The 20,008-nt window shown below is 70.1% G+C and carries 19 protein-coding genes; 11 read left to right on the top strand and 8 right to left on the bottom strand.

All coding sequences use genetic code 11. The features are described from left to right. Positions 1–102 precede the first annotated feature (102 nt). The gene (locus AB0M48_RS06040; RefSeq protein WP_363836255.1) at positions 103–1,503 is read left to right on the top strand and encodes an MFS transporter; all 1,401 of its coding nucleotides are present in this window, start codon (positions 103–105) and stop codon (positions 1,501–1,503) included. Here the strand turns inward: AB0M48_RS06040 and AB0M48_RS06045 are convergent. The 5 genes from AB0M48_RS06045 to AB0M48_RS06065 are packed head-to-tail and all read right to left on the bottom strand — an operon-like array spanning position 1,493 to position 5,384. Further along, positions 1,493–1,999 carry a GNAT family N-acetyltransferase gene (locus tag AB0M48_RS06045; RefSeq protein WP_363836256.1) on the bottom strand — a complete coding sequence of 169 codons (507 nt, stop codon included), beginning with the start codon at positions 1,997–1,999 and terminating at the stop codon, positions 1,493–1,495. The two genes, AB0M48_RS06040 and AB0M48_RS06045, sit on opposite strands and share 11 nt — an antisense overlap. Before the next feature lie 13 nt (positions 2,000–2,012). Beyond that, positions 2,013–2,501: a DUF3224 domain-containing protein gene (locus AB0M48_RS06050; RefSeq protein ID WP_363836257.1), complete on the bottom strand. Its 489-nt coding sequence runs from the start codon at positions 2,499–2,501 to the stop codon at positions 2,013–2,015. Next, positions 2,501–3,412 carry an LLM class flavin-dependent oxidoreductase gene (locus tag AB0M48_RS06055; protein ID WP_363836258.1) on the bottom strand — a complete coding sequence of 304 codons (912 nt, stop codon included), beginning with the start codon at positions 3,410–3,412 and terminating at the stop codon, positions 2,501–2,503. Before AB0M48_RS06055 ends, AB0M48_RS06050 begins: the two co-directional genes overlap by 1 nt. Continuing rightward, entirely contained in the window at positions 3,409–4,038 is a 630-nt protein-coding gene (locus AB0M48_RS06060) for an antibiotic biosynthesis monooxygenase (RefSeq protein ID WP_363836259.1), read from the bottom strand. The genes AB0M48_RS06055 and AB0M48_RS06060 overlap by 4 nt, the downstream gene beginning before the upstream one ends. 20 nt (positions 4,039–4,058) lie before the next feature. Then, a complete protein-coding gene (locus AB0M48_RS06065) occupies positions 4,059–5,384 on the bottom strand; it encodes an NDP-hexose 2,3-dehydratase family protein (RefSeq protein WP_363836260.1) in 1,326 nt (441 codons plus the stop codon). 408 nt (positions 5,385–5,792) lie between these two features. Between AB0M48_RS06065 and AB0M48_RS06070 the strand changes: the two genes are divergently transcribed. Genes AB0M48_RS06070 through AB0M48_RS06105 form a run of 8 tightly spaced genes read left to right on the top strand, consistent with a single transcriptional unit; the run spans position 5,793 to position 14,614 of the window. Beyond that, positions 5,793–6,851: a glucose-1-phosphate thymidylyltransferase gene (locus tag AB0M48_RS06070; RefSeq protein WP_363836261.1), complete on the top strand. Its 1,059-nt coding sequence runs from the start codon at positions 5,793–5,795 to the stop codon at positions 6,849–6,851. Further along, positions 6,851–7,825, top strand: a complete 975-nt coding sequence (gene rfbB, locus AB0M48_RS06075; protein ID WP_363836262.1) for a dTDP-glucose 4,6-dehydratase — start codon at positions 6,851–6,853, stop codon at positions 7,823–7,825. Before AB0M48_RS06070 ends, rfbB begins: the two co-directional genes overlap by 1 nt. A 4-nt stretch (positions 7,826–7,829) precedes the next feature. Beyond that, positions 7,830–8,981 (top strand): 3-deoxy-7-phosphoheptulonate synthase, encoded by a 1,152-nt coding sequence (locus tag AB0M48_RS06080; RefSeq protein WP_363836263.1) that lies wholly within the window; start codon positions 7,830–7,832, stop codon positions 8,979–8,981. 9 nt (positions 8,982–8,990) lie between these two features. Beyond that, positions 8,991–9,770 (top strand): 2,3-dihydro-2,3-dihydroxybenzoate dehydrogenase, encoded by a 780-nt coding sequence (locus AB0M48_RS06085; protein ID WP_363836264.1) that lies wholly within the window; start codon positions 8,991–8,993, stop codon positions 9,768–9,770. Positions 9,771–9,790: 20 nt separating this feature from the next. Beyond that, a complete protein-coding gene (locus AB0M48_RS06090; RefSeq protein ID WP_363836265.1) occupies positions 9,791–10,444 on the top strand; it encodes an isochorismatase family protein in 654 nt (217 codons plus the stop codon). Beyond that, positions 10,441–12,282, top strand: coding sequence for an anthranilate synthase family protein (locus tag AB0M48_RS06095; protein WP_363836266.1), 1,842 nt, complete (start codon positions 10,441–10,443; stop codon positions 12,280–12,282). Before AB0M48_RS06090 ends, AB0M48_RS06095 begins: the two co-directional genes overlap by 4 nt. 11 nt (positions 12,283–12,293) lie before the next feature. After that, positions 12,294–13,508 (top strand): 3-hydroxybenzoate 6-monooxygenase, encoded by a 1,215-nt coding sequence (locus AB0M48_RS06100; RefSeq protein ID WP_363836267.1) that lies wholly within the window; start codon positions 12,294–12,296, stop codon positions 13,506–13,508. Then, a complete protein-coding gene (locus AB0M48_RS06105) occupies positions 13,505–14,614 on the top strand; it encodes a DegT/DnrJ/EryC1/StrS family aminotransferase (protein WP_363836268.1) in 1,110 nt (369 codons plus the stop codon). The genes AB0M48_RS06100 and AB0M48_RS06105 overlap by 4 nt, the downstream gene beginning before the upstream one ends. Here AB0M48_RS06105 and soxR read toward each other — a convergent pair. Next, positions 14,611–15,051, bottom strand: coding sequence for a redox-sensitive transcriptional activator SoxR (gene soxR, locus AB0M48_RS06110; RefSeq protein ID WP_319986906.1), 441 nt, complete (start codon positions 15,049–15,051; stop codon positions 14,611–14,613). The genes AB0M48_RS06105 and soxR overlap by 4 nt on opposite strands. 124 nt (positions 15,052–15,175) lie before the next feature. On the opposite strand from soxR, the gene AB0M48_RS06115 reads away from it, so the two are divergent. Further along, the gene (locus AB0M48_RS06115; protein WP_363836269.1) at positions 15,176–15,697 is read left to right on the top strand and encodes a hypothetical protein; all 522 of its coding nucleotides are present in this window, start codon (positions 15,176–15,178) and stop codon (positions 15,695–15,697) included. Positions 15,698–15,734: 37 nt separating this feature from the next. Next, complete coding sequence (locus tag AB0M48_RS06120) at positions 15,735–17,165, top strand: multicopper oxidase domain-containing protein (protein WP_363836270.1); 1,431 nt, start codon at positions 15,735–15,737, stop codon at positions 17,163–17,165. Here the strand turns inward: AB0M48_RS06120 and AB0M48_RS06125 are convergent. Continuing rightward, positions 17,162–18,937: a TIM barrel protein gene (locus AB0M48_RS06125; protein WP_363836271.1), complete on the bottom strand. Its 1,776-nt coding sequence runs from the start codon at positions 18,935–18,937 to the stop codon at positions 17,162–17,164. The two genes, AB0M48_RS06120 and AB0M48_RS06125, sit on opposite strands and share 4 nt — an antisense overlap. Beyond that, positions 18,927–19,775, bottom strand: coding sequence for a shikimate dehydrogenase (locus AB0M48_RS06130; RefSeq protein WP_363836272.1), 849 nt, complete (start codon positions 19,773–19,775; stop codon positions 18,927–18,929). Before AB0M48_RS06130 ends, AB0M48_RS06125 begins: the two co-directional genes overlap by 11 nt. Positions 19,776–20,008 lie beyond the last annotated feature (233 nt).

Below are 20,008 nucleotides of genomic sequence, written 5' to 3' on the forward strand. Positions count from 1 at the left end.
GGGACTTGACCTGAACAAAGGTTGAGGTTGCACGCTGGAGACGCAACGGGCTTCATCCGCGTCCCGCATGCCCAGGCACTACCGCGTTGAACAAGGGGAAACGTGCGAAACAACCCGGCAGTCGTCCTCGTGGCCGTCCTGCTCTCCAGCCTCTCGCTACCGATCACGCTGACCGGCGCGTCGGTGGCGCTGCCCGACATCGCCACCGACCTGAACGCCGACCTGCCCGCCGTGCAGTGGGTGGTGAACGGCTACATCGCCTGCTTCGCGAGCTTCATGCTGGCCGGCGGGTCGATGGCCGACATGTTCGGCCGGCGGCGGGTGTTCGCCACCGGTGTCTCCATCTTCGCCGCCGGTGGCGTGCTGAGCGCGCTGTCGTGGAACGTCGTGATGCTCGACGTCCTGCGCGTGCTCGCCGGTATCGGCGCGGCCGCCGCGGCCGCCAGTTCGGCCGCCATCCTCGCGTCCGCCTTCACCGGCAAGGCCCGGATCCGGGCGTTCAGCTACTTCGGCACGGCGCTGGGCGTGGGCCTCGCGTTCGGGCCGACCGTCGCCGGTGTGCTCGTCGAGGGCTTCGGGTGGCGGGCCGTGTTCGCCGGGCCCGCGCTCGCGTGCGTGATCGTGCTCTGCCTCGTCCCGATGCTGCCGGAGTCGAAGGAACCGGGCTCCCGCAAGGTCGACTGGGCCGGCACGGCGACGTTCACGCTCGCGTTGCTGCTGCTGATCGCCGCGTTCGTGCAGGGGCCGGCGTGGGGCTTCTCGTCGCCCGCGGTGCTCGCCGCGTTCGCCGGGTCGGTCGTGCTGCTGGCCGCGTTCGTCGTCGTGGAACGGCGCCAGGCCCAGCCGATGTTCGACCTCGCCCTGCTGCGCAACGGCAAGTTCATCGGCATCTCGCTGGCCGGCGCGATGATCGTGTCGGTGCCGTTGCCGCTGATCGTGTACCTGCCGTCCTACTTCACCAAGGTGCTGGGCATGTCCACCGGTGAGGCGGGCGTCGTGCTGGTGCTGCTGACCGGGCTGACGCTGCTGCTGCCTCCGGTGGCGCCACTGGTCACCAAGGTCATTTCCCCGCAGGGGGTCGTCGTGCTGGCGGTCGCCCTGGTCGGCATCGGCGCGGCCTGGCTGACGGTGATCGGGCCGGGATCGTCGGTGCTGTCGATCGCGGGACCGCTGCTCACCATCGGCGCCGGGTTCGGCATCTCGACCGGCTTGATCGACGGGGTCGCGATCGGCAGCGTGGATCCCGCGCGTGCCGGGACCGGCGCCGGGATGTTCAACACCGTGCGCCTCGCGCTCGAGACCATCGCCATCGCCGTCGCGGGCGCCGTGCTGGCCACGATGACCGGCGGCAGGCTCGCGGAACCCGGTTACACCAGCGGCCTGCACGTCGTGCTGTGGTGGATGGCCGGTCTCGCCGGGGTTCTGGCGCTGGTACTGGTGAAGGTGCTGCTGCGCCGCACTGACGACACGGCACAGCAGCACCCGGAACGCTCTACGGTGTGACGAGCTCCCGCTCGCGGGTTTCGGTCTTGAACAACCGGAACCCGCGAGCCTCATAACTGGCTCTCGCGTGCGGGTGGTCGTACGAGGACGTCCGCAGCCACACCCTCGTCGCGCCCGCCTCCCACGCCGTCCGCGTGACGACGGTAAGGAAGTGGCCGCCGAGCCCGCGGCCGGTGAACTCCGGTGCCAGGCCGAAGAAGTCGATCTCGACGTCGCCGCCGGGGTCGAAGCACAGCAACGCGAACCCGGCGTCGGCGCCGTCGATCCGCGGCACCCACGTCCGCACGCCCGGCCGGTCCAGGGACTCCCGCCACTTCTCGGCCGTCCAGGCGAGCGACATCCAGCCGTACGGGCCGGCCACGCGGTCGTGGACGGCCCTGATCGTGTCCACATCGGACACCTCGCGCAGCTCGACCTCGGTGCCGCGGTCCCGCGCCGGGCGCAGTTCCTGCGGCGACTTCATCTCCAGGTAGCTGACGACGTCCTCGACGAGCACGTGTCCTCCGCTCTCACTCGAAGTAGTAGCCGAGGCGGTACTTGGCGACGAACTCCTCGCCGATCTTCTCCGCCGTCTCGGTGCCCTTGCCGCGCAAGCCTTTCAGCTCACCGCTGCCGGACCCGGGCACGATCGTCCAGACGCTCGACACGTTCTTGCCGTCGAACGAACCGGCCGTCTCGATGACGAACCCGCCCGATCTGCCGGCCAGCGTGCCCTGCACGTGGATGAACCCGGTGTCCCGGGTGGACCCGTCGGCGCGGCTGAACAGCTCCGCCTCCGCGGTGGCGTGACCCTGGATGTCACCGTGGAAGCGGTCCACGATGCTGAGATGGCTCAGGCTCGCGCCGTCCGGCAGCTGCTTGTACGGGGTGCTCGTGTAGCTGGTGACGTCGAAGCCGCCCTCCGCGTACCGGACGGCCGGGCCGCCTGCCGCGGCGGAACCGGACAGGGTGAGCATGATCGCCACCGGCACCAGCGCCAGGGACCTCATCGCGCGCATCAGGACTCCTCGCCTTCCTGCAGCAGGGACTTGGCCTCGGCGAGCAGTTCGCACTGCCGCCGCCACGAACCGCCGAACGGCACCAGGATCGCGTGCTCGGTGCCGAGCTCGGCGTGTTCGGCCAGCCGTTCGGCGACCTCGGCGGGCTTGCCGCCGAGCACGACCGCGTCCGCGTGGTCACGGGGGAAGCCGAACCCGCCGGCGCACAGGTCGACCAGCGCCTCCCGGCTCATGCCGCCGACGTGGGCGTCGAGCGTGGCGAAGATGGACACGCCGGTGCGGACGGCGGGGCGCTCCGCCTGGTCGGTCAGCTCGCGCAGGGTGGCCTGCCCGGCCCTGATCTGGTCCGGGGTGACCGCGGCGGGCAGCCAGCCGTCACCGAAGGCGGCAGCGCGCTTCAACGCGGCAGGCGAGTCACCGCCCACCCACACCGGGGGCATCGGCGCAGGTGGTGTGAGCGTGACCGGGGCGCCGTCCACGTCGGGCAGCGCGACCGTCTCCCCCGCCAGCAGGGCGGGCAGGACGCGCAGCGCCTCGTCGGTCCGCCTGCCCCGGTCGGCCAGGGACATCCCGGCGGACGCCCACTCCTCGTGCGGGTGACCACCGACGCCGACACCGAGGTTGACGCGGTGGTGCGAGATGGTCTGCAAAGTCCCCACCTGCTTGGCGATCCACGCCAGGCGGCGCAGGGCCAGCTGCAGGACGGCGAACCCGACCTCGATCCGCTCGGTGACGGCGGCGGCCGCGGTGAGCGTCAGCACGCTGTCCAGGATCGGGGTGTCCCAGGCGAGGTGGTCGCTGACCCAGAACGAGTCCAGCCCGAGGTCCTCGACGAACCGCGCCACCGCGACGGGATCGGCGACCGTGCCGTCGTCCTCGGTGAACGTGGTGTGGCTGACGCCGACCTTCACTTGTCCCCCCGCACGACGCACTCGTGGTTCTCGATCTCGATCTTGTCGTTGACCTGCGCGAAGATCGCGGTCAGCTCGTCCAGCTCGTCCAGGGCGCGGTAGGCCTCGACGTCCTTCCACTCCGCGATGCTGAAGTACACGTCCGGCTCGGTCGTCGAGCGGACCAGCTTGTGCCGGATGTGCCCCGGCCGGCGGGCCATGTAGTCGCTGCCCTCCCGGTACACCCGCTCGTACTCCTCGGGCGAGATGCCGGTGACGGTGATCCGGTTGACGCACACCATCGCGCCGGTCGGGTGACCGGGCAGCGTGTTCTCCGCGTACACCACCTCGGGCTTGTGGTGCTCGACCGTGATCTTGTCCCCGTCCGCCGCGTCCGGGTCGTTCAGCGAGATCACCTGGTCGAAGATCGCCACGAGCTCGTCGATGCCCGCCAGCGCGGTGTAGTGCTCGACGCTCTCCCACAACGCGACCGCGAAGTACGTGCCGGGGTGGTTCTCCGAGCGCAGGAACAGCTGGCTGATGTGGCCGGGCTGGGTGGCCATGTAGTCGCTGGCCTGCTTGTAGACCCGCTCGTACTCGTCGGCCGGGCAACCGGTCACGTTCACTTTGTTCAGGCTGATCATCATGGTGTTTCCTCGAGTGGGTTTCAGGTGAACAACAGGCAGGCCAGCAGGTTGCGCGCCTCGACGTTGACGTAGTTGCCGTACCGGGCCAGCTCGGCGAGCTGCGACAGGGTCATCCAGGCGAAGTCCGGCCCCGTCTCCCGCGGGAAGTCCGGACCCGCCTCGACGAGGAGGTAGCGGTTCTCCGCCTGGTAGAACCGGCCGCCCTCCTCGGAGTGCAGCGCGTCGAACAGGACCCGCTCGCGACCGGCCGACAGCACGTAGTCCAGAAAGGACGGACGGCGGTCCGGCGGGGTGTCCTCGTAGTTGCCCGGCGCGCACTGCACGGTCGGCGCCATCTCGACCACGTCGTGCGTGCCGGCCTGGGTGTGGGCGTGCACGAGGACGCGGGGCTCGTCGCCGTCGTGCCGCGTCACGAACGCGACCACGCCGGGGTGACGCGGTTCGATCATCGGCTGCGACCAGCCGGCGACCTCCCGGCCGGCGCCCTTCACGTCCACGCCCACGATCGCGAAGTAGGCGTCGTTCTCGTGGACGATCCGCTCCGGCGAGATGATCCAGTTCTTCACGTTCGTCAGCGGGATGCGCTGGCGGGTGAGCTGGTAGCGCGACTTCGCCTCGGTGAACCAGCTCAGCAGTTCCGACAGCTGGTCCCGGTCGAGGGCGGCGTCGCGGCCCCAGTGGGTCTCGGCGAGCGGCCACCCGGCGAGGACGGTGCGCGAGTCCATGTTGACGACGTGGTCCCAGCGCAACAGCTCACCGAGCTGCGCCGCCGTGAGCCAGCAGAAGTCCTCCAGGACCTCGACGTCGTCGGTGATCTCGATGATCATGTTGCGGTTGCGCTTGTGCAGGAACCACGAACCCTGCTCGGACTGCAGCACGTCGGAGAGGATCCGGCCGCGCCGGGGTGCCTGGAAGTACTCCAGGTACGGAACCGCTTTTCCCTTGTGCACCCGCGTGTAGTTGCTGCGGGTCGCCTGCACGGTCGGGGAAAGCTGCAACAGCCCGATGTTCCCCGGTTCGACCTTCGCCTGCATCAGGAAGTGCGGGACGCCGTGGAACCGCTTCACCAGAATGCCGAGGATTCCGGACTCCGGCTGGATGATGATGGGTTGCGTCCACGAGCTGACGGACGCGTGGTCGGTGCTGATCTCCAGCCCGTCCACCGCGAAGAACTTCCCGCTGTGGTGCTGGATCGTGCCCGTGCCCTGCTGGACGTGCCAGCCGTCGAGCTGGTCCAGACGGGCGCGGGTCACCGAACAGGCGCTCGCGGCCCTGCGCTCGGCGAACCATTCGTGGAAATCCGCTATTCGCTGGAACACAAGGGTTTCCTCCGTCAGATCGTCCACTCGACGGCACGCCGGGGGCGGCCGCGACCACGTGTCTCCCAGCATCGGCCACGGAGTTAGTGGGACGAGAACGAGTTGCTAGAGGCGAGCTAGTGACGCGACTCGGAACGTTGGCGAGGTAATCCGCGCTCAGCAGGGCGCCTCGCGGCGCCGCCCCCACGCCCCCGTACATCCAGCACGAGGACGTGGGGGCGACACCACGATGCACCCGTCTGACCGCGAATTCCCCCGGCAACCTTCCAAGCCACACCACTAGTGGCGCGACTCGGAAGGTTCCGGGCCACGCCACTGGATTTCGATTGCCCGGCTGTTTTCCTGGCGAGCCTTTAAGTCGCCTCGAACTGCCCGCGTTGCGCCTCGTGCATCGTGAGATCCGGTAACCACATGCGAAGAGCGAAAGGGTCACCGATGAAAGCGCTGGTGCTGTCCGGAGGGTTGGGCACGCGACTGCGACCGTTCACCCACTCCATGGCCAAGCAGCTGGTCCCGGTCGCCAACAAACCGGTTCTCCAGCACTGTCTAGAGAACATCCGGCAGATCGGCGTCGAGGAGGTCGGCGTGGTCGTCGGCGACCGGGCGGCCGACATCCGGGCCGCCATCGGCGACGGTTCGGACCTGGGTCTGCGCGTGACGTACATCCACCAGGAACAACCGCTCGGCCTCGCGCACTGCGTCCAGGTCGCCCAGGACTTCCTCGGCGACGACGACTTCGTGATGTACCTGGGCGACAACGTGCTCGCCGACGGGATCACCGCGGCGGCGGCCGCGTTCGAGCAGCGCCGGCCCGACGCGCAACTGCTCGTGGTGAAGGTCCCGGACCCGCGCCAGTACGGCGTCGCCGTGATCGACCGCGACCACGTGGTCCGCGCGCTGGCCGAGAAACCGGCCGTGCCCCGCAGCGACCTGGCGATCGTCGGCGTGTACTTCTTCACCGCGGCCATCCACGACGCCGTGCGCGACCTGAGCCCGAGCGGGCGTGGCGAGCTGGAGATCACCGACGCTCTCCAAGTCATGGTGGACAACGGAAAGCTCGTGACCGCCGAAGAGTACACCGGCTACTGGAAGGACACCGGCAGCGTCGACGAACTGCTGGAGTGCAACCGCGCGCTGCTGGAGCGGATCACGCCCGCCGTGCACGGCGACGTCGACGCCGAGTCCACGACGTTCGGCACCGTGGTGGTCGAAGCCGGCGCCGTGGTCACCCGGTCCCGGCTGGTGGGGCCGCTGGTGGTGGGCGCGGGCAGCGTCATCACCGGCAGCTACCTCGGCCCGTCGACCTCCGTGGGCAACGGGTGCGTGGTGACCGACTCGCACGTCGAGGACTCGATCCTGCTGGAGGGCTCGGACGTCAACGGCGTGCGGGAGCTGCGCGGCTCGATCATCGGCAGGTGGGCGCGGGTGTCGGCCACCGGCGAGCAGCACAGCCTCGTCATCGGGGACCACGCCTCAGCCGAGGTGGCGGCCTGATGCGGATCCTGGTCACGGGTGCGGCCGGGTTCATCGGCTCGCACTACGTGCGCACCCTGCTCGACGACGGTTACCCCGGCTGCGAGGGCGCCGAGGTCACCGTCGTGGACAAGCTGACGTACGCCGGCTCGACCGCCAACCTGCCGATGGACCACCCGCGGCTCACGTTCGTGTGCGGTGACATCTGCGACGGCCCGATGCTGGCCCGCGTGATGGCCGGTCACGAAGCCGTCGTCCACTTCGCCGCCGAGTCGCATGTGGACCGTTCGATCGACGGACCACTGGCGTTCATGCGGACCAACGTGGAAGGCACGCAAAGCGTTCTGACGGCGGCAAAAACGGCAGGTGTCCGGACCGTCGTGCACGTGTCCACGGACGAGGTGTACGGCTCGATCGGCACCGGCCGGTGGACCGAGGCCGAGCCGGTGGCGCCCAACTCGCCCTATGCCGCCTCGAAGGCGGCCTCCGACCTGGTGGCGCTGGCGTACTGGCGGACCCACGGGCTCGACGTCCGGATCACCCGCTGCTCCAACAACTACGGGCCGTACCAGCACGTCGAGAAGCTCATCCCCCGGTTCGTCACCAACCTGCTCTCCGGTGAGCCCGTGCCGCTCTACGGCGAGGGCGTGAACGTCCGCGAGTGGCTGCACGTCGACGACCACTGCCGGGCCGTCCACCTGGTGCTGACGAACGGCCGTGCGGGCGAGGTCTACAACGTGGGCGGCGGCACGGAGTTGTCGAACAAGGAGATGACCGCGCGGCTGCTCGACCTGTGCGGCGCGGACTGGGGCATGGTGCGGCACGTCGAGGACCGCCTGGGCCACGACCTGCGCTACGCCATCGACGACTCGAAGATCCGGTCGGAGCTGGGATACGCGCCCCGATGGTCATTCGACGACGGACTGAGCGGTGTCGTCCGGTGGTACCGGGACAACCCGGGCTGGTGGAAGCCGCTCCTGCGGACAACAAGGTGATCAAGTGGAACGTCTGACGGCCACCCTGCCGACCGCCCACCAGCAGCCCGCCTGGGAGGACACCGCGCTGCTCGCCCAGGTGAGGGAGGAGCTCACCGATCTGCCAGGCCTGGTCACGAGTGCCGAGGTGCGCAGGTTGCGCACGCTGCTCGCCGGCGTCGTCGCGGGCGAGTACCAGGTGCTCCAGGCGGGCGACTGCGCGGAGGACCCCACCGAGTGCACTTCCAGACACGTCGAACGCAAGACCGCGTTGCTCGACATCCTCGCCGACGTGCTGATGCTCAAGTCCGGACGGCCGGTGCTGCGGGTCGGCCGGATCGCCGGCCAGTTCGGCAAACCCCGCTCGCAGCCGGTCGAGATCGTCGGCGGCCGGCAGATCCCGGTCTACCGCGGGCACATGGTCAACAGCCCCGATCCCGACCCGGAGCTGCGCCGGCCCGACCCGAAACGACTGCTGTCCGGGTACTGGGCGGCGAGCACGGCGATGGACGCGATCCGGGCCCGCAACGACACCGAACCGACGGTCTGGACCAGCCACGAGGCGCTACTGCTCGACTACGAGGTGCCGATGCTGCGCGAGGACGCCGACGGCGTGCTGTTGTCGTCGACGCACTGGCCGTGGATCGGCGAACGGACCCGGCAGCTCGACGGCGCCCACGTGACCGTGCTGTCCACAGTGGTCAATCCGGTGGCGTGCAAGGTCGGCCCCGGCATGACCACCGACGACCTGCTCGGCCTGTGCGCGCGGCTGGACCCGAACCGGGAACCCGGCAGGCTCACGCTCATCGCCAGGATGGGGTCGGACTCGGTCGCCACCCGGCTGCCCGGGCTCGCCGGCGCGGTCCGCGAGGCCGGGCACCCGGTGATCTGGATGTGCGACCCGATGCACGGCAACACCGTCCAGCTCGCCGGCGGCCCCAAGACCCGGTACGTGGCCACGGTCATCGCCGAGGTGGAGCGGTTCACCGAGGTCATGGCACGGGAGGGCGCGGTCGCCGGCGGCCTGCACCTGGAGGCCACCCCCGACCACGTGACCGAGTGCGTCGCCGGCCCGGACCACGTGCACGAGGCGATCACCGGTCCCTACACGAGTTTGTGCGATCCACGTCTGAACGTGGCCCAGGCGGTCGAAGTCGTGTCCGCCTGGCCCGAATAGGAGCGGAACATGACCGAACTGGGTGGACGGACGGCCGTGGTCACCGGGGCCGCGGGCGGCATGGGCGTGGAGATCGCACGCGCGCTCGCCCTGCAGGGCCTCGCGGTCGCGGCCGTCGACAACGACGCCGACCAGCTGCACGACTCCGTGGAGAAGCTACGCGGTGAGGACCTGCGGGTGCACGGCTTCGCCGCCGACGTGACCTCCAGCGCCGAGGTGGAGGCCGTCGTCGACCGGATCGAGCGCGAGCTCGGGCCGATCGACTACCTGGTCAACGCGGCCGGCGTGCTGCGCGTCGGCCAGGTGACCGAACTGTCCGAAGAGGACTGGACGCGGACGTTCCAGGTCAACACCACCGGCGTCTTCCTCACCTCCCGCGCGGTGGCCAGGCGGATGGTGCCGCGCCGCACCGGCGCGATCGTCACGGTCGCGTCGAACTCGGCGTCGACCGCACGGGTCGGGATGGGCGCGTACGCCGCGTCCAAGGCGGCGTCGACGATGTTCACCAAATGCCTCGGCCTGGAGGTCGCCCGGTACGGCATCCGCTGCAACCTGGTGGCGCCCGGCTCCACCGACACCCCGATGCTGCGCGCCCTGTGGAACGGCGACGACGCGACCGCGACGTCCATCGAGGGCAAGCTCGACGCGTACCGCGTCGGGATCCCGCTGCGCAAACTGGCCCGGCCGGCCGACGTGGCCAACGCCGTCCTGTTCCTGCTGTCCGACCAGGCCGCGCACGTGACCATGCACGATCTCACCGTCGACGGCGGCGCCACGCTCGGCGTCTGACCCCTGCGAGGTTCTTCCCCATGCCCATTCCCGCCATCGTCCCCTACCCCATGCCCGCCGCCGACGCGCTCCCGGCCAACACCGTGGACTGGCGGATCGACCCGGCCAGGGCGGTGCTGCTGATCCACGACATGCAGCACTACTTCCTGCGGTTCTTCCCCCAGGGCGAGACGCCGCTGACCGACCTGGTCGCCAACACCGCCCGGATCCGGGAGAGCTGCGCCGCACTCGGCATCCCGGTGGCGTACACCGCCCAGCCCGGTGACATGACCGCGGAACAACGCGGTCTGCTGCGGGACTTCTGGGGCTCCGGGATGTCCAGGGACCCGGTGCACCGGGACGTGGTGGCCGAGGTCGCGCCGCGGCCGCAGGACTGGGTCCTGACCAAGTGGCGCTACAGCGCGTTCTGCCGCACGGACCTGTTGGCGCGCATGCGGGCCGCAGGCCGTGACCAGCTCATCTGCTGCGGGGTGTACGCGCACGTCGGCCTGCTGATGACCACTGTGGACGCGATGTCCGAGGATGTCCAGGCGTTCCTGGTGGCCGACGCGATCGCGGACTTCTCCGAGGAGTACCACCGGATGGCGCTGTCGTACGCCGCCGAGCGCAGTGCCATGGTGACCACGACCACGAACGTGCTCAGCACGTTGGAAGCCGTGGAGGCGGTGGCATGACCGGGTTGCTCGGCTTGGTCACCGCCGCCGATCCGCCACCGTTCGCCCTGCTGCACCGCCGCGGCACCGACCCGGACAGCCTGGACGTCATCGTCGGCGAGGTGTCCTCAGTGGACACACTGGCGGAGGTGCCGCTGACCGCCACCGGGCCGGGCCACGAGGTGCTCGTGCTCATGCCGTACCGGCAGATCGCGGAACGCGGCTACAGCTGCGTGGACGACGGCACCTCGTTGCTGGTGCTGCAGGTGACCGGGCAGGAGGTGCTGCCGCTGGCCGAGGCGCTGCCCCGGCTGCCGGAGGTGCCGATCGCGATGACCGGCGGGGAGTTCGACGTCGACGACGACGGGTACGCCGAGATCGTCCGGCAGGTCGTCGGGCAGGAGATCGGCCACGGCGAGGGCTCGAACTTCGTCATCAAGCGCTCGTTCGTCGCGGACATCACCGGCTACTCGACGCACAGCGCGCTCACCCTGTTCCGCCGGCTGGCCCGGCTGGAGTCGGGCACCTACTGGACGTTCGTCGTGCACACCGGACAGCGCACGCTGGTCGGCGCCAGCCCGGAACGGCACGTCAGCATCGCGGACGGCACGGCGGTGATGAACCCGATCAGCGGGACGTACCGCTACCCGCCGACCGGGCCGACCCTGCCGGACGTGCTCGACTTCCTCGGCGACGCCAAGGAGACCGACGAGCTGTTCATGGTCGTCGACGAGGAGCTCAAGATGATGGGACGGGTGTGCGCGACCGGCGGGCGGGTCCACGGGCCGTACCTCAAGGAGATGACCCGGCTCGCGCACACCGAGTACCTCATCGAGGGCCACACCTCCCTCGACGTGCGCCACGTCCTGCGCGAGACCATGTTCGCGCCGACGGTCACCGGCAGCCCGCTGGAGAACGCGTGCCGGATCATCAGCCGCTACGAACCCGACGGTCGCGGCTACTACAGCGGGGTGGCCGCGCTGATCGGCCGGGACGCCGCCGGTGAACGGACGATGGACTCGGCGATCCTGATCAGGACCGCCGACATCGACCCGGCCGGCCGGATGCGGATCGGTGTCGGCTCGACCCTGGTCCGGCACTCCCGGCCGGAGTCGGAGGCGGCCGAGACCAGGGCGAAGGCCGCCGGGCTGCTCGCCGCGTTCAGCTCACCGGGCGTGGGGACGTTCGGCCGCGACCCGTCGGTGCTGCGGGCGTTGGGGCAGCGCAACGAACGGGTGGCCGGCCACTGGCTGCGGCCGCAGACCCACGACGTACCGGAACTGGCCGGCCGCACGGTGCTGGTCGTCGACGCCGAGGACACGTTCACGTCGATGCTCGGCCATCTGCTGCGCTCGCTCGGGCTGACGGTCACCATCGCGCGGTTCGACGAGCCGTACGCGGTGGAGGAGCACGACCTGGTGGTGATGGGCCCGGGGCCGGGCGACCCGTACGACGACCACGACCCCCGCATCCAGGCGCTGACCGCGACCATCCAACACCTGCTCGACGAGGACCGGCCGTTCCTCTCGGTGTGCCTGAGCCACCAGGTGCTCAGCCGGCTGCTCGGGTTCCCGCTGCACCGCAGGCCCGTGCCCAACCAGGGCGCCGGGCGGGAGATCGACCTGTTCGGCCGGCGCGTGCGGGTCGGGTTCTACAACAGCTTCGCCGCGCTGTGCGACCAGGACAAGGTGGACTGCGACGGGCGCGTCGTCGAGGTCAGCAGGGACGAGCACACCGGCGAGGTGCACGCGTTGCGCGGCAACGGTTTCCGGTCGCTGCAGTTCCACGCCGAGTCCGTGCTGAGCAAGGACGGCCTGTCCATCATCCGTGAACTTCTGGTCGAACTCGTCGGCCGCTGAGAGGAGAGCAGATGGCGAACATCCTCGTCGCCGGCGGTGGGATCGGCGGGCTGGCGGCCGCGTTGAGCATCGCGCGGCACGGCCACCGCGTGCTCGTCGCCGAACGCAACCGGGACTTCACCGAGCTGGGCGCGGGCATCCAGCTGGCTCCCAACGCGTTCCACGCGCTGGACCTGCTCGGTGTGGGCGCGGACGTGCGGGCCACGGCCGTGTTCATCGACGAGCTGCGGCTCATGGACGGCACCACCGGCGACCGCATCACGAGCATGCCGTTGACCGGTGAGTACCGGCAGCGGTTCGGCAACCCGTACGCGGTCGTGCAACGCGGTGATCTGTACCAGCCGCTGCTCTCGGCGTGCCGGGAGCACGAGAACATCGAGCTGCGCACCGACAGCCAGGTCACCGCCTACGAACAGGACTCCGCCGGCGTCACGGCCGTCCTCGCCTCCGGTGCGCGGCTCAGCGCGGACCTGCTGGTCGGCGCGGACGGCATCCGGTCCGCGGTCCGGCGGCAACTCATCGGCGACGGCGCGCCCCGCGTCTCCGGCCACACCATCTACCGATGCGTCATCCCGATGTCCGAGGTACCTCCGGAGCTGCGGTCGAACTCGGTCACGCTGTGGGCGGGACCGAAGTGGCACCTGGTGCACTACCCGATCGGCAACGGCCGGTTCTTCAACATGGCGATCACCCGCGACGACGCCGCCACCGAGGTCGTCGTCGGCGAACCCGTGGAGACCGCGCACGTGCACGCCCGGTTCCCGGTGCTGAGCGAGCCCGCGCGGCGCCTGCTCGAACTGGGAAAGGGCTGGCGCACCTGGGTTCTCTGCGACCGGGACCCCGTGCCCGGCTGGACCGACGGCCGGGTCGTGCTGCTCGGCGACGCGGCCCACCCGATGCTCCAGTACGCGGCGCAGGGCGCGTGCCAGGCGCTGGAGGACGCGGTCGTGCTCGGCGACCTGCTCGACTGCGGCGCGGACGAGTTCGCCGCGTGCGCGCTGAAGTACAACGCGGTGCGCCGGGACCGGACCGCCCGTGCGCAGCACGTGTCCCGCGAGATCGGCACGCGGCTGTTCCACCCCTCTGGCGTGGAGGCCAGGGCACGTAGCGAGATGTTGTCGTCGATGTCGGCCACCGACCTGCACGACGAGGTGTCGTGGCTGCACGGCGCCAGGGACTTCACCGACTTCGATCAGCTCACTGGGAAAGGTGCGGCACTGCAATGACTACGCGCGTTTGGGACTACCTGGCCGAATACGAGCAGGAGCGCGACGACATCCTCGACGCCGTCGACACGGTGTTCCGGTCCGGCCTGCTCGTGCTCGGTGAGAGCGTGCGCGGGTTCGAGCGCGAGTACGCGGACTACCACGGTGTGCGGCACTGCGTCAGTTGCGACAACGGCACCAACGCCATCGTGCTCGCCCTGCGCGCGCTGGGCGTCGGCCCCGGCGACGAGGTGATCACCGTGTCGAACACGGCGGCGCCGACCGTGATCGCGATCGACCAGGTCGGGGCCACGCCGGTGTTCGTGGACATCAGGCCGGACGACTACCTGATGGACACCAGCCAGGTCGAGGCCGCCATCACCCCGCGCACGAAGTGCCTGCTGCCCGTGCACCTCTACGGCCAGTGCGTGAACATGGCGCCGCTGGAAGCGTTGGCGGCCAAGCACGACCTCGCCCTGCTGGAGGACTGCGCGCAGTCGCACGGCGCCCGCCACCACGGCCGGCTGGCCGGCACGATGGGCGACGCGGCGGCGTTCTCGTTCTACCCGACGAAGGTGCTGGGCGCGTACGGCGACGGCGGCGCGACCATCACCAACGACGACCAGGTCGAAGCGAACCTGCGCCGGTTGCGCTACTACGGCATGGAGAAGCAGTACTACGTCACGTCGACGCCGGGCCACAACTCGCGGCTGGACGAGGTGCACGCGGAGATCCTGCGGCGCAAGCTGACCCGGTTCGACTCGTACCTCGCGGCCCGCCGCCGGGTGGCGGACCGCTACGCGGAAGGCCTGGCCGACACGTCGCTGGTGCTGCCGTCGATCACGCCCGGCAACGACCACGTGTACTACCTCTACGTGGTCCGCCACCCGAAGCGGGACGAGATCATCGAGCGGCTGGAGGCGTACGACATCATGTTGAACGTCAGCTACCGCTGGCCGGTGCACACCATGAGCGGCTTCGCGCACCTCGGGTACGAGACCGGCTCACTGCCGGTGACCGAGCGGCTGGCCGACGAGATCTTCTCGCTGCCGATGTACGCGTCGCTGTCGGAGGACGTGCAGGACAAGGTGATCAGCGCGATCCGCGAGGTGCTGGCGACGATCTAGCCCAGTCTTCTGGGGCCGGGGCCCTGCTCGCCCAGCACGTCGTCCGGGTTGGCGAGCAGGCACCGGTCGATCGACAGGCAGCCGCAGCCGACGCATTCGGTGAACTCGTCGAGCAACTGCCGCAGCCGGTGGATCCGCTCCTCCAGCTCCGACCGCCACTGCTCCGACATCCGCTGCCAGTCCACGCGGGACGGCACCCGGTCGTCGGGCAGCGTCGACAGCATCTCGCGGACGTCGGCGAGCGAGATCCCGACGCGCTGGGCGATGCGGATCAGCGCGACCCGGCGGAGCGTGTCGCGGGAGTAGCGGCGCTGGTTGCCGGCGGTCCGGCGGCTGGAGATCAGGTTCTGCCGCTCGTAGAAGCGCAATGCGGAAATGGGTACACCACTGCGATCGGACAGTTGCCCGACCGTGAGTTCCGCCGCGGGCCGTTCCATACCGCCATTGTCGCAAATCCGAATGACACCGGCACCACCGCCGTCCTCCCGATGTCACCGCTAGAGAGCCTCTAGGTCCGGTGCATATGTTCGTCCGCAGGGACACTTCGTCTTGGGGGGAAAGATGTCGGCCGAGGTCCTGACGCCTGGTGCTGCCACGCGCCCGGCGATCCGGTTGCGCGTGCCACTGGTTCTCGTGTTCGCGTTGGGCAGTGCCGCGCTCATGGCGTGGGTGTTGCGCGGGAAGGCTTTGTTCCTGCCGTCGGACTCCATTCCGACCGCCACCCAGCTCGGGCTCAGCGGGCACTCGCACAGCGGCACGTCCCGGCAGGTCGCGCCCATCACCGGCGACGCGATCGCGAACTATCCGGGCCTGGCCGTGCTGGGCATGCACCTGATGCTCGTCGCGGTCGCCCTGGTGGCGTACGCCGTGCGGCGGTTCCGCTGGCAGACCGACGGGATCGCGGCCCGGCTGGGGTTCTCGTTCCTGGTGGCGGTCGCCACCGCGCCGGCGACCCTGCTGGTGGCGACACTGGCACTCGGTCCGGCGATCTCCTTCGCCAACACGCTCGCCGCCGCCGTGGTCGTACTCCAGTACACCTTCGTCTTCGCGATCGTCGGCGTTCTGTTTTTCGGTGTTCCGTAAGAGGGTTTCCCGAGTTTCCGGAAAGGTGCCCGAAAGAATGTTCAGCCGAAGAGACGCCCTGAAACTCAGTGCGGTCGCGGGGGTCGGCATGGTTCTGCCAGCGCAACAGCTCGCGTCGGCGTTGTCGGACGACCCGCCCGTGGTCACGCCGTTCTCGGTGCCGTTGCCGATTCCGCCCGTGCTCAGGCCCGTGACGTCCTCACGCAGCGCCGACCACTACGAAATGGTGGTCACCCCGGCGACGGCCCGGATCTTCCCCGGCCTCGACACGAGGGTGCTCACCTTCAACGGCAGCTTCCCCGGCCCGACCATCCGGTCGCGCCGCGGCCGCGCGGCCATCGTCAAGGTCACCAACAAGATGTCCACGCCCGCGGCGGTGCACCTGCACGGCGCGAACGTGGCCCCCGAGAGCGACGGTCACCCGCTCGACACGATCGACCCCGGCGCGTCCCGCCTGTACCACTACCCGAACTCCCAGCCCGCGGCCACGCTCTGGTACCACGACCACGCCCACCACGTGGAGGCCGAGCAGGTCTACAGAGGACTGACGGGCGCGTACCTCATCAGCGACTCGGAGACCGACGCGCTGAGGCTGCCCAGCGGCGAGTTCGACATCCCGCTGGTGATCCGCGACGCCCAGTTCGACGGCGACGGCCAGCTGGTCTGGAAGCTCGACGACTTCGCCAACCGCAAGACGGTGCTCGTCAACGGCGCGATCCAGCCGACGCACAAGGTCAAGCGGCGCAAGTACCGGCTGCGGCTGATCAACGCGGCGAACTCGCGGCCGTTGCGGCTGGCGCTGAACCCCGCCTCGGAGGTCATCCAGATCGCCTCGGACGGCGGACTGCTGGGACGTCCGGTCGCCCGGCCGGAGGTGGAGTTGTGGCCGGCCGAGCGCGCCGAGATCGTCATCGACTTCAGCAAGTTCCCCTCGGGCTCGAACGTTATCCTGGAGAACACCTTCAACGGCCCGGAGACGCCGGGGCGGCAGCTGCTCCGGTTCGAGGTCACCGGCTCGGTGGTGGCGGACGACAGCGTGGTCCCGGCGAAGCTGCGCGACCTCGAGGACCTGGGCACGCCCACCGTGACGCGGCGGATCGTGCTCGCCAGGGACCCCACGAACACGTTCTACGCGATCGACGGGAAGGCCTACGACCCCAAGCGGATCGACCTGACCGTCAAGCGCGGCACGACGGAGCTCTGGGAGGTCGTCAACGACGACGGCCAGTACAACTTCCCGCACTCGATCCACCTGCACCTCGTCCAGTTCCGCGTGCTGGAACGGGCCGGGCAGCCGGTGGGCGAGTGGGAGGCCTACCCGAAGGACACCGCCAGGGTGCCCGCCGGGCAGACCGTGAAGATCCTGGTCAAGTTCGACTCGGAGTTCACCGGCGTGTACCCGTTCCACTGCCACTTCTTCGACCACTCGTCGATGGCGATGATGGCCAACATGCAGGTGCTGCCCTAGGTGTGGTTCGGGGCGTTGCGGACGGCGTGGTGGGCGGCCATGCGCACAGGTGCGTTCACCACGCCGAACCCGCGGTAGTCACCGATGCGCTGGACCACCTCGAAGAACACCCTCGCCCCGGCCAGCTCGGTGTAGAAGTGCAGGTACTCACCACGCTCGTCGCGGTCGTAGAGCACCGACTGCTCACGCAGCGCACTGACGCGATCGGCCGGCAGACCGGTGCGCGCCAGGAGGTCGTCGTAGTAGTTGCCGGGGATGTCCAGCAGCCGTGCGCCCAGCTGCCGGAGGGCCTTGGCGCACTCGACGGCGTCGGCACAGGTGAAGGCGATGTGCTGGGGTTCTTCGACGGCGGGCGCCCAGCCTCCCCGGCGGACCAGCGCGGCGTCCAGGGTGAGGCGGACACCTCCGCCGCTCACGCCGCGGCCGCGCACCAGGCCGAACGGCGCGGCGAACTCCGCCGTCGCTCCCGGTTCCAGGCCCAGCACCGAACGGTAGAACAGCCCCGCCTCGTCGAAGTTGTCGAAGGGCTGGGTCAGCGCGACGTGGTCGATACCGGTGATGCCGGCCTGCGGGGCCGACTCACCGGTGGGCACGAAGTCGCCGACCCAGTCGTCGTCGGCGCACAGGAAGATCTGGGTCCCGTCGGGTGCGGCGATCGCGGTCAGCGGCGCCTCGCCAGGACCGGTCGCCCGCGACAGCGGTGGCGCGAGCATGACCTTCGCGCGCCGCGCCGCGGCGGCCGGATCCGGCACTGAGAGGCCGAGTGCGCCGATCGCACCGGGCTCGCCCTCCGCGTTGACGAGCACGCGTGCGTCGCCCTGGGTCCACAGCTCCACCGGCTTCGAGCGGTGCACGCCTTCACGGGTGAAGCCCAGCCGGGCGAGGCCCGACTCCCCCACGACCTCGGCGAAGGCGTAGCCGGCGGGCACGGGTGCGGCCGGAACGTCCAGCTGCCGCAGGGAGTCCTGGAGGCTGAGCAGCGACCGTATGGCGTCGACCGCGGCGCGGTGCGGGTCGGACTGGCGGAAGACGTCGTTGAACACCTCCAGCGAGAGCGGCCCGCGGTACCCGGCGTCGAGGACGTTGCGGGTGAAGGACGTCAGGTCGAAGTCGCCCTGTCCCGGGAAGAGGCGGTGGTGGCGGCTCCACTGGAGCACGTCCATCGGCAGCGTCGGCGCGTCGGCGAGCTGCAGGAAGAAGATCTTGTCGCCGGGGATCGCGCGGATCGCCCTGGGATCGTCCCCTTTGGACAGGATGTGGAAGCTGTCGAGGCAGACGCCGAGCGATGGGTGGGCGGCGCGGCGCACGATCCGCCACGCGTGTTCGTAGCCGTTGACGTACCTGCCCCAGGCGAGCGCCTCGTAGGCGATGCGCAGGCCTCGTTCGGCGGCACGGGTCGCGAGCAGGTGCAGCTGCTCGGCCGCGAGGTCGTCGTCGTCGATGGCGTCGGGCGAGACCGACGAGCACACCAGCACGGTGTCGACGCCCAGTTCGGCCATGACGTCGAACTTCTGCCCGGCGCGGCGCAGGTTGGCGGCGAGCACGTCCGATGGTACGGCCTCGAAGTCGCGGAAGGGCTGGTACAGGTCGATGCTCAGCCCGAGATCGGCGCAGCGTTTCCGGATCTCCGCAGGAGTGCGGCGGTCCGCGAGCAGGTCGTTCTCGAAGAGCTCGATGCCGTCGAAGCCCGCCTCGGCGGCCGCGGTCAGCTTGTCCTCCAGCGTGCCGGACAGGCACACGGTGGCGATGGCGGTGCGCGGGTCAGGACGCATGCGCCGGTTCTCCTTCCAGTTCCGCGAAGTGCGCGAGCATCCGGCCGGCGTCTGGCTCGACGCCGGTGAACAGCCGCAACGACTCCGCGGCTTGGAGCACGACCATGCCGCCACCGTGCAGCACCCGGCAGCCCCGTGCCCGTGCGGCGGCGAGGAGCCCGGTCTCCAGCGGCCGGTAGACGATGTCGGCGACCCAGAGTTCGCCGCGCAGCAACGACTCGTCGAGCGGCAGGCCGGGATGTGCGGCCATGCCGGTGGGGGTCGCGTGGACGAGGCCGTCCGCGGTGCGCACCGCCTCGGGAGCGCAGACGGTGGCACGGCCGGCGCCGAACCTGCTTTCCAGCGCTGCCACCAGTGTCGCACTGCGGCTCTCGTCGACGTCGTGGACGCCGAGGTGCCCGGTGCCGAGCGACAACAGCGCGTGGGCCACGGCGGCACCGGCCCCGCCCGCGCCGAGCAGGACGACGTTCGCCATCGCGGCGTCCGGCAGGCCCCGGCTCAGGCTGCGGGCGAAACCGGTCGCGTCGGTGTTGTGGCCGATCGCCCTGCCGCGGTCGAAGACGACGGTGTTGACGGCACCGAGCGCGGCCGCCTCGGGGACGATCTCGTCCAGGTGCGGCAGCACCGCCTGCTTCGCCGGATGGGTGATGTTGAGGCCGTCGAACCCCTCGGACCTGGCCGCTGCGAGCACGTCGCCCACCGGCCGTCCGATGACGTCGAGGTCGAGGAGCCGGTAGGAGTAACCCAGTCCGAGCTCGGCGGCCTCGCGCTCGTGCAGCGCCGGGCTGAGGGACGGGCCGATGCCGGAACCGATGAGCCCGATCAGGTAGTGGACCACCCGACCTCCCCGATTAATGTACGAACTAGTGAGTTCACGTTAGCGCACCGAGTCGCCACCGGGAAGTGCTCGACTAGGGTCTGTGTCGAAGTCTGGTTCGATGAGAGTCGCGCTTGAGGTGGTTCCTGGTGGCGCGGCCGGACGGCCCGCCGAACCGGGGTGGTTGTGGGGCGGGCCGGCCGGGCCCCCCGGGGCGCCGCGGGCCCCGCCATACGGGGCCCCACATAGACCCC

It is taken from the genome of Lentzea sp. NPDC051208, from assembly GCF_040682435.1.
GTDB lineage: Bacteria > Actinomycetota > Actinomycetes > Mycobacteriales > Pseudonocardiaceae > Lentzea > Lentzea kristufekii.

Bases quoted from the DNA above. Each gene is read 5' to 3' on its own strand.
- AB0M48_RS06100 (WP_363836267.1), top strand. From the start codon at position 12,294: ATGGCGAACATCCTCGTCGCCGGCGGTGGGATCGGCGGGCTGGCGGCC.
- AB0M48_RS06060 (WP_363836259.1), bottom strand. From the start codon at position 4,038: ATGATGATCAGCCTGAACAAAGTGAACGTGACCGGTTGCCCGGCCGAC.
- AB0M48_RS06095 (WP_363836266.1), top strand. From the start codon at position 10,441: ATGACCGGGTTGCTCGGCTTGGTCACCGCCGCCGATCCGCCACCGTTC.
- AB0M48_RS06120 (WP_363836270.1), top strand. From the start codon at position 15,735: ATGTTCAGCCGAAGAGACGCCCTGAAACTCAGTGCGGTCGCGGGGGTC.
- AB0M48_RS06105 (WP_363836268.1), top strand. From the start codon at position 13,505: ATGACTACGCGCGTTTGGGACTACCTGGCCGAATACGAGCAGGAGCGC.
- AB0M48_RS06115 (WP_363836269.1), top strand. From the start codon at position 15,176: ATGTCGGCCGAGGTCCTGACGCCTGGTGCTGCCACGCGCCCGGCGATC.
- soxR (WP_319986906.1), bottom strand. From the start codon at position 15,051: ATGGAACGGCCCGCGGCGGAACTCACGGTCGGGCAACTGTCCGATCGC.
- AB0M48_RS06070 (WP_363836261.1), top strand. From the start codon at position 5,793: ATGAAAGCGCTGGTGCTGTCCGGAGGGTTGGGCACGCGACTGCGACCG.
- AB0M48_RS06085 (WP_363836264.1), top strand. From the start codon at position 8,991: ATGACCGAACTGGGTGGACGGACGGCCGTGGTCACCGGGGCCGCGGGC.
- AB0M48_RS06050 (WP_363836257.1), bottom strand. From the start codon at position 2,501: ATGCGCGCGATGAGGTCCCTGGCGCTGGTGCCGGTGGCGATCATGCTC.
- AB0M48_RS06090 (WP_363836265.1), top strand. From the start codon at position 9,791: ATGCCCATTCCCGCCATCGTCCCCTACCCCATGCCCGCCGCCGACGCG.
- AB0M48_RS06125 (WP_363836271.1), bottom strand. From the start codon at position 18,937: ATGCGTCCTGACCCGCGCACCGCCATCGCCACCGTGTGCCTGTCCGGC.
- rfbB (WP_363836262.1), top strand. From the start codon at position 6,851: ATGCGGATCCTGGTCACGGGTGCGGCCGGGTTCATCGGCTCGCACTAC.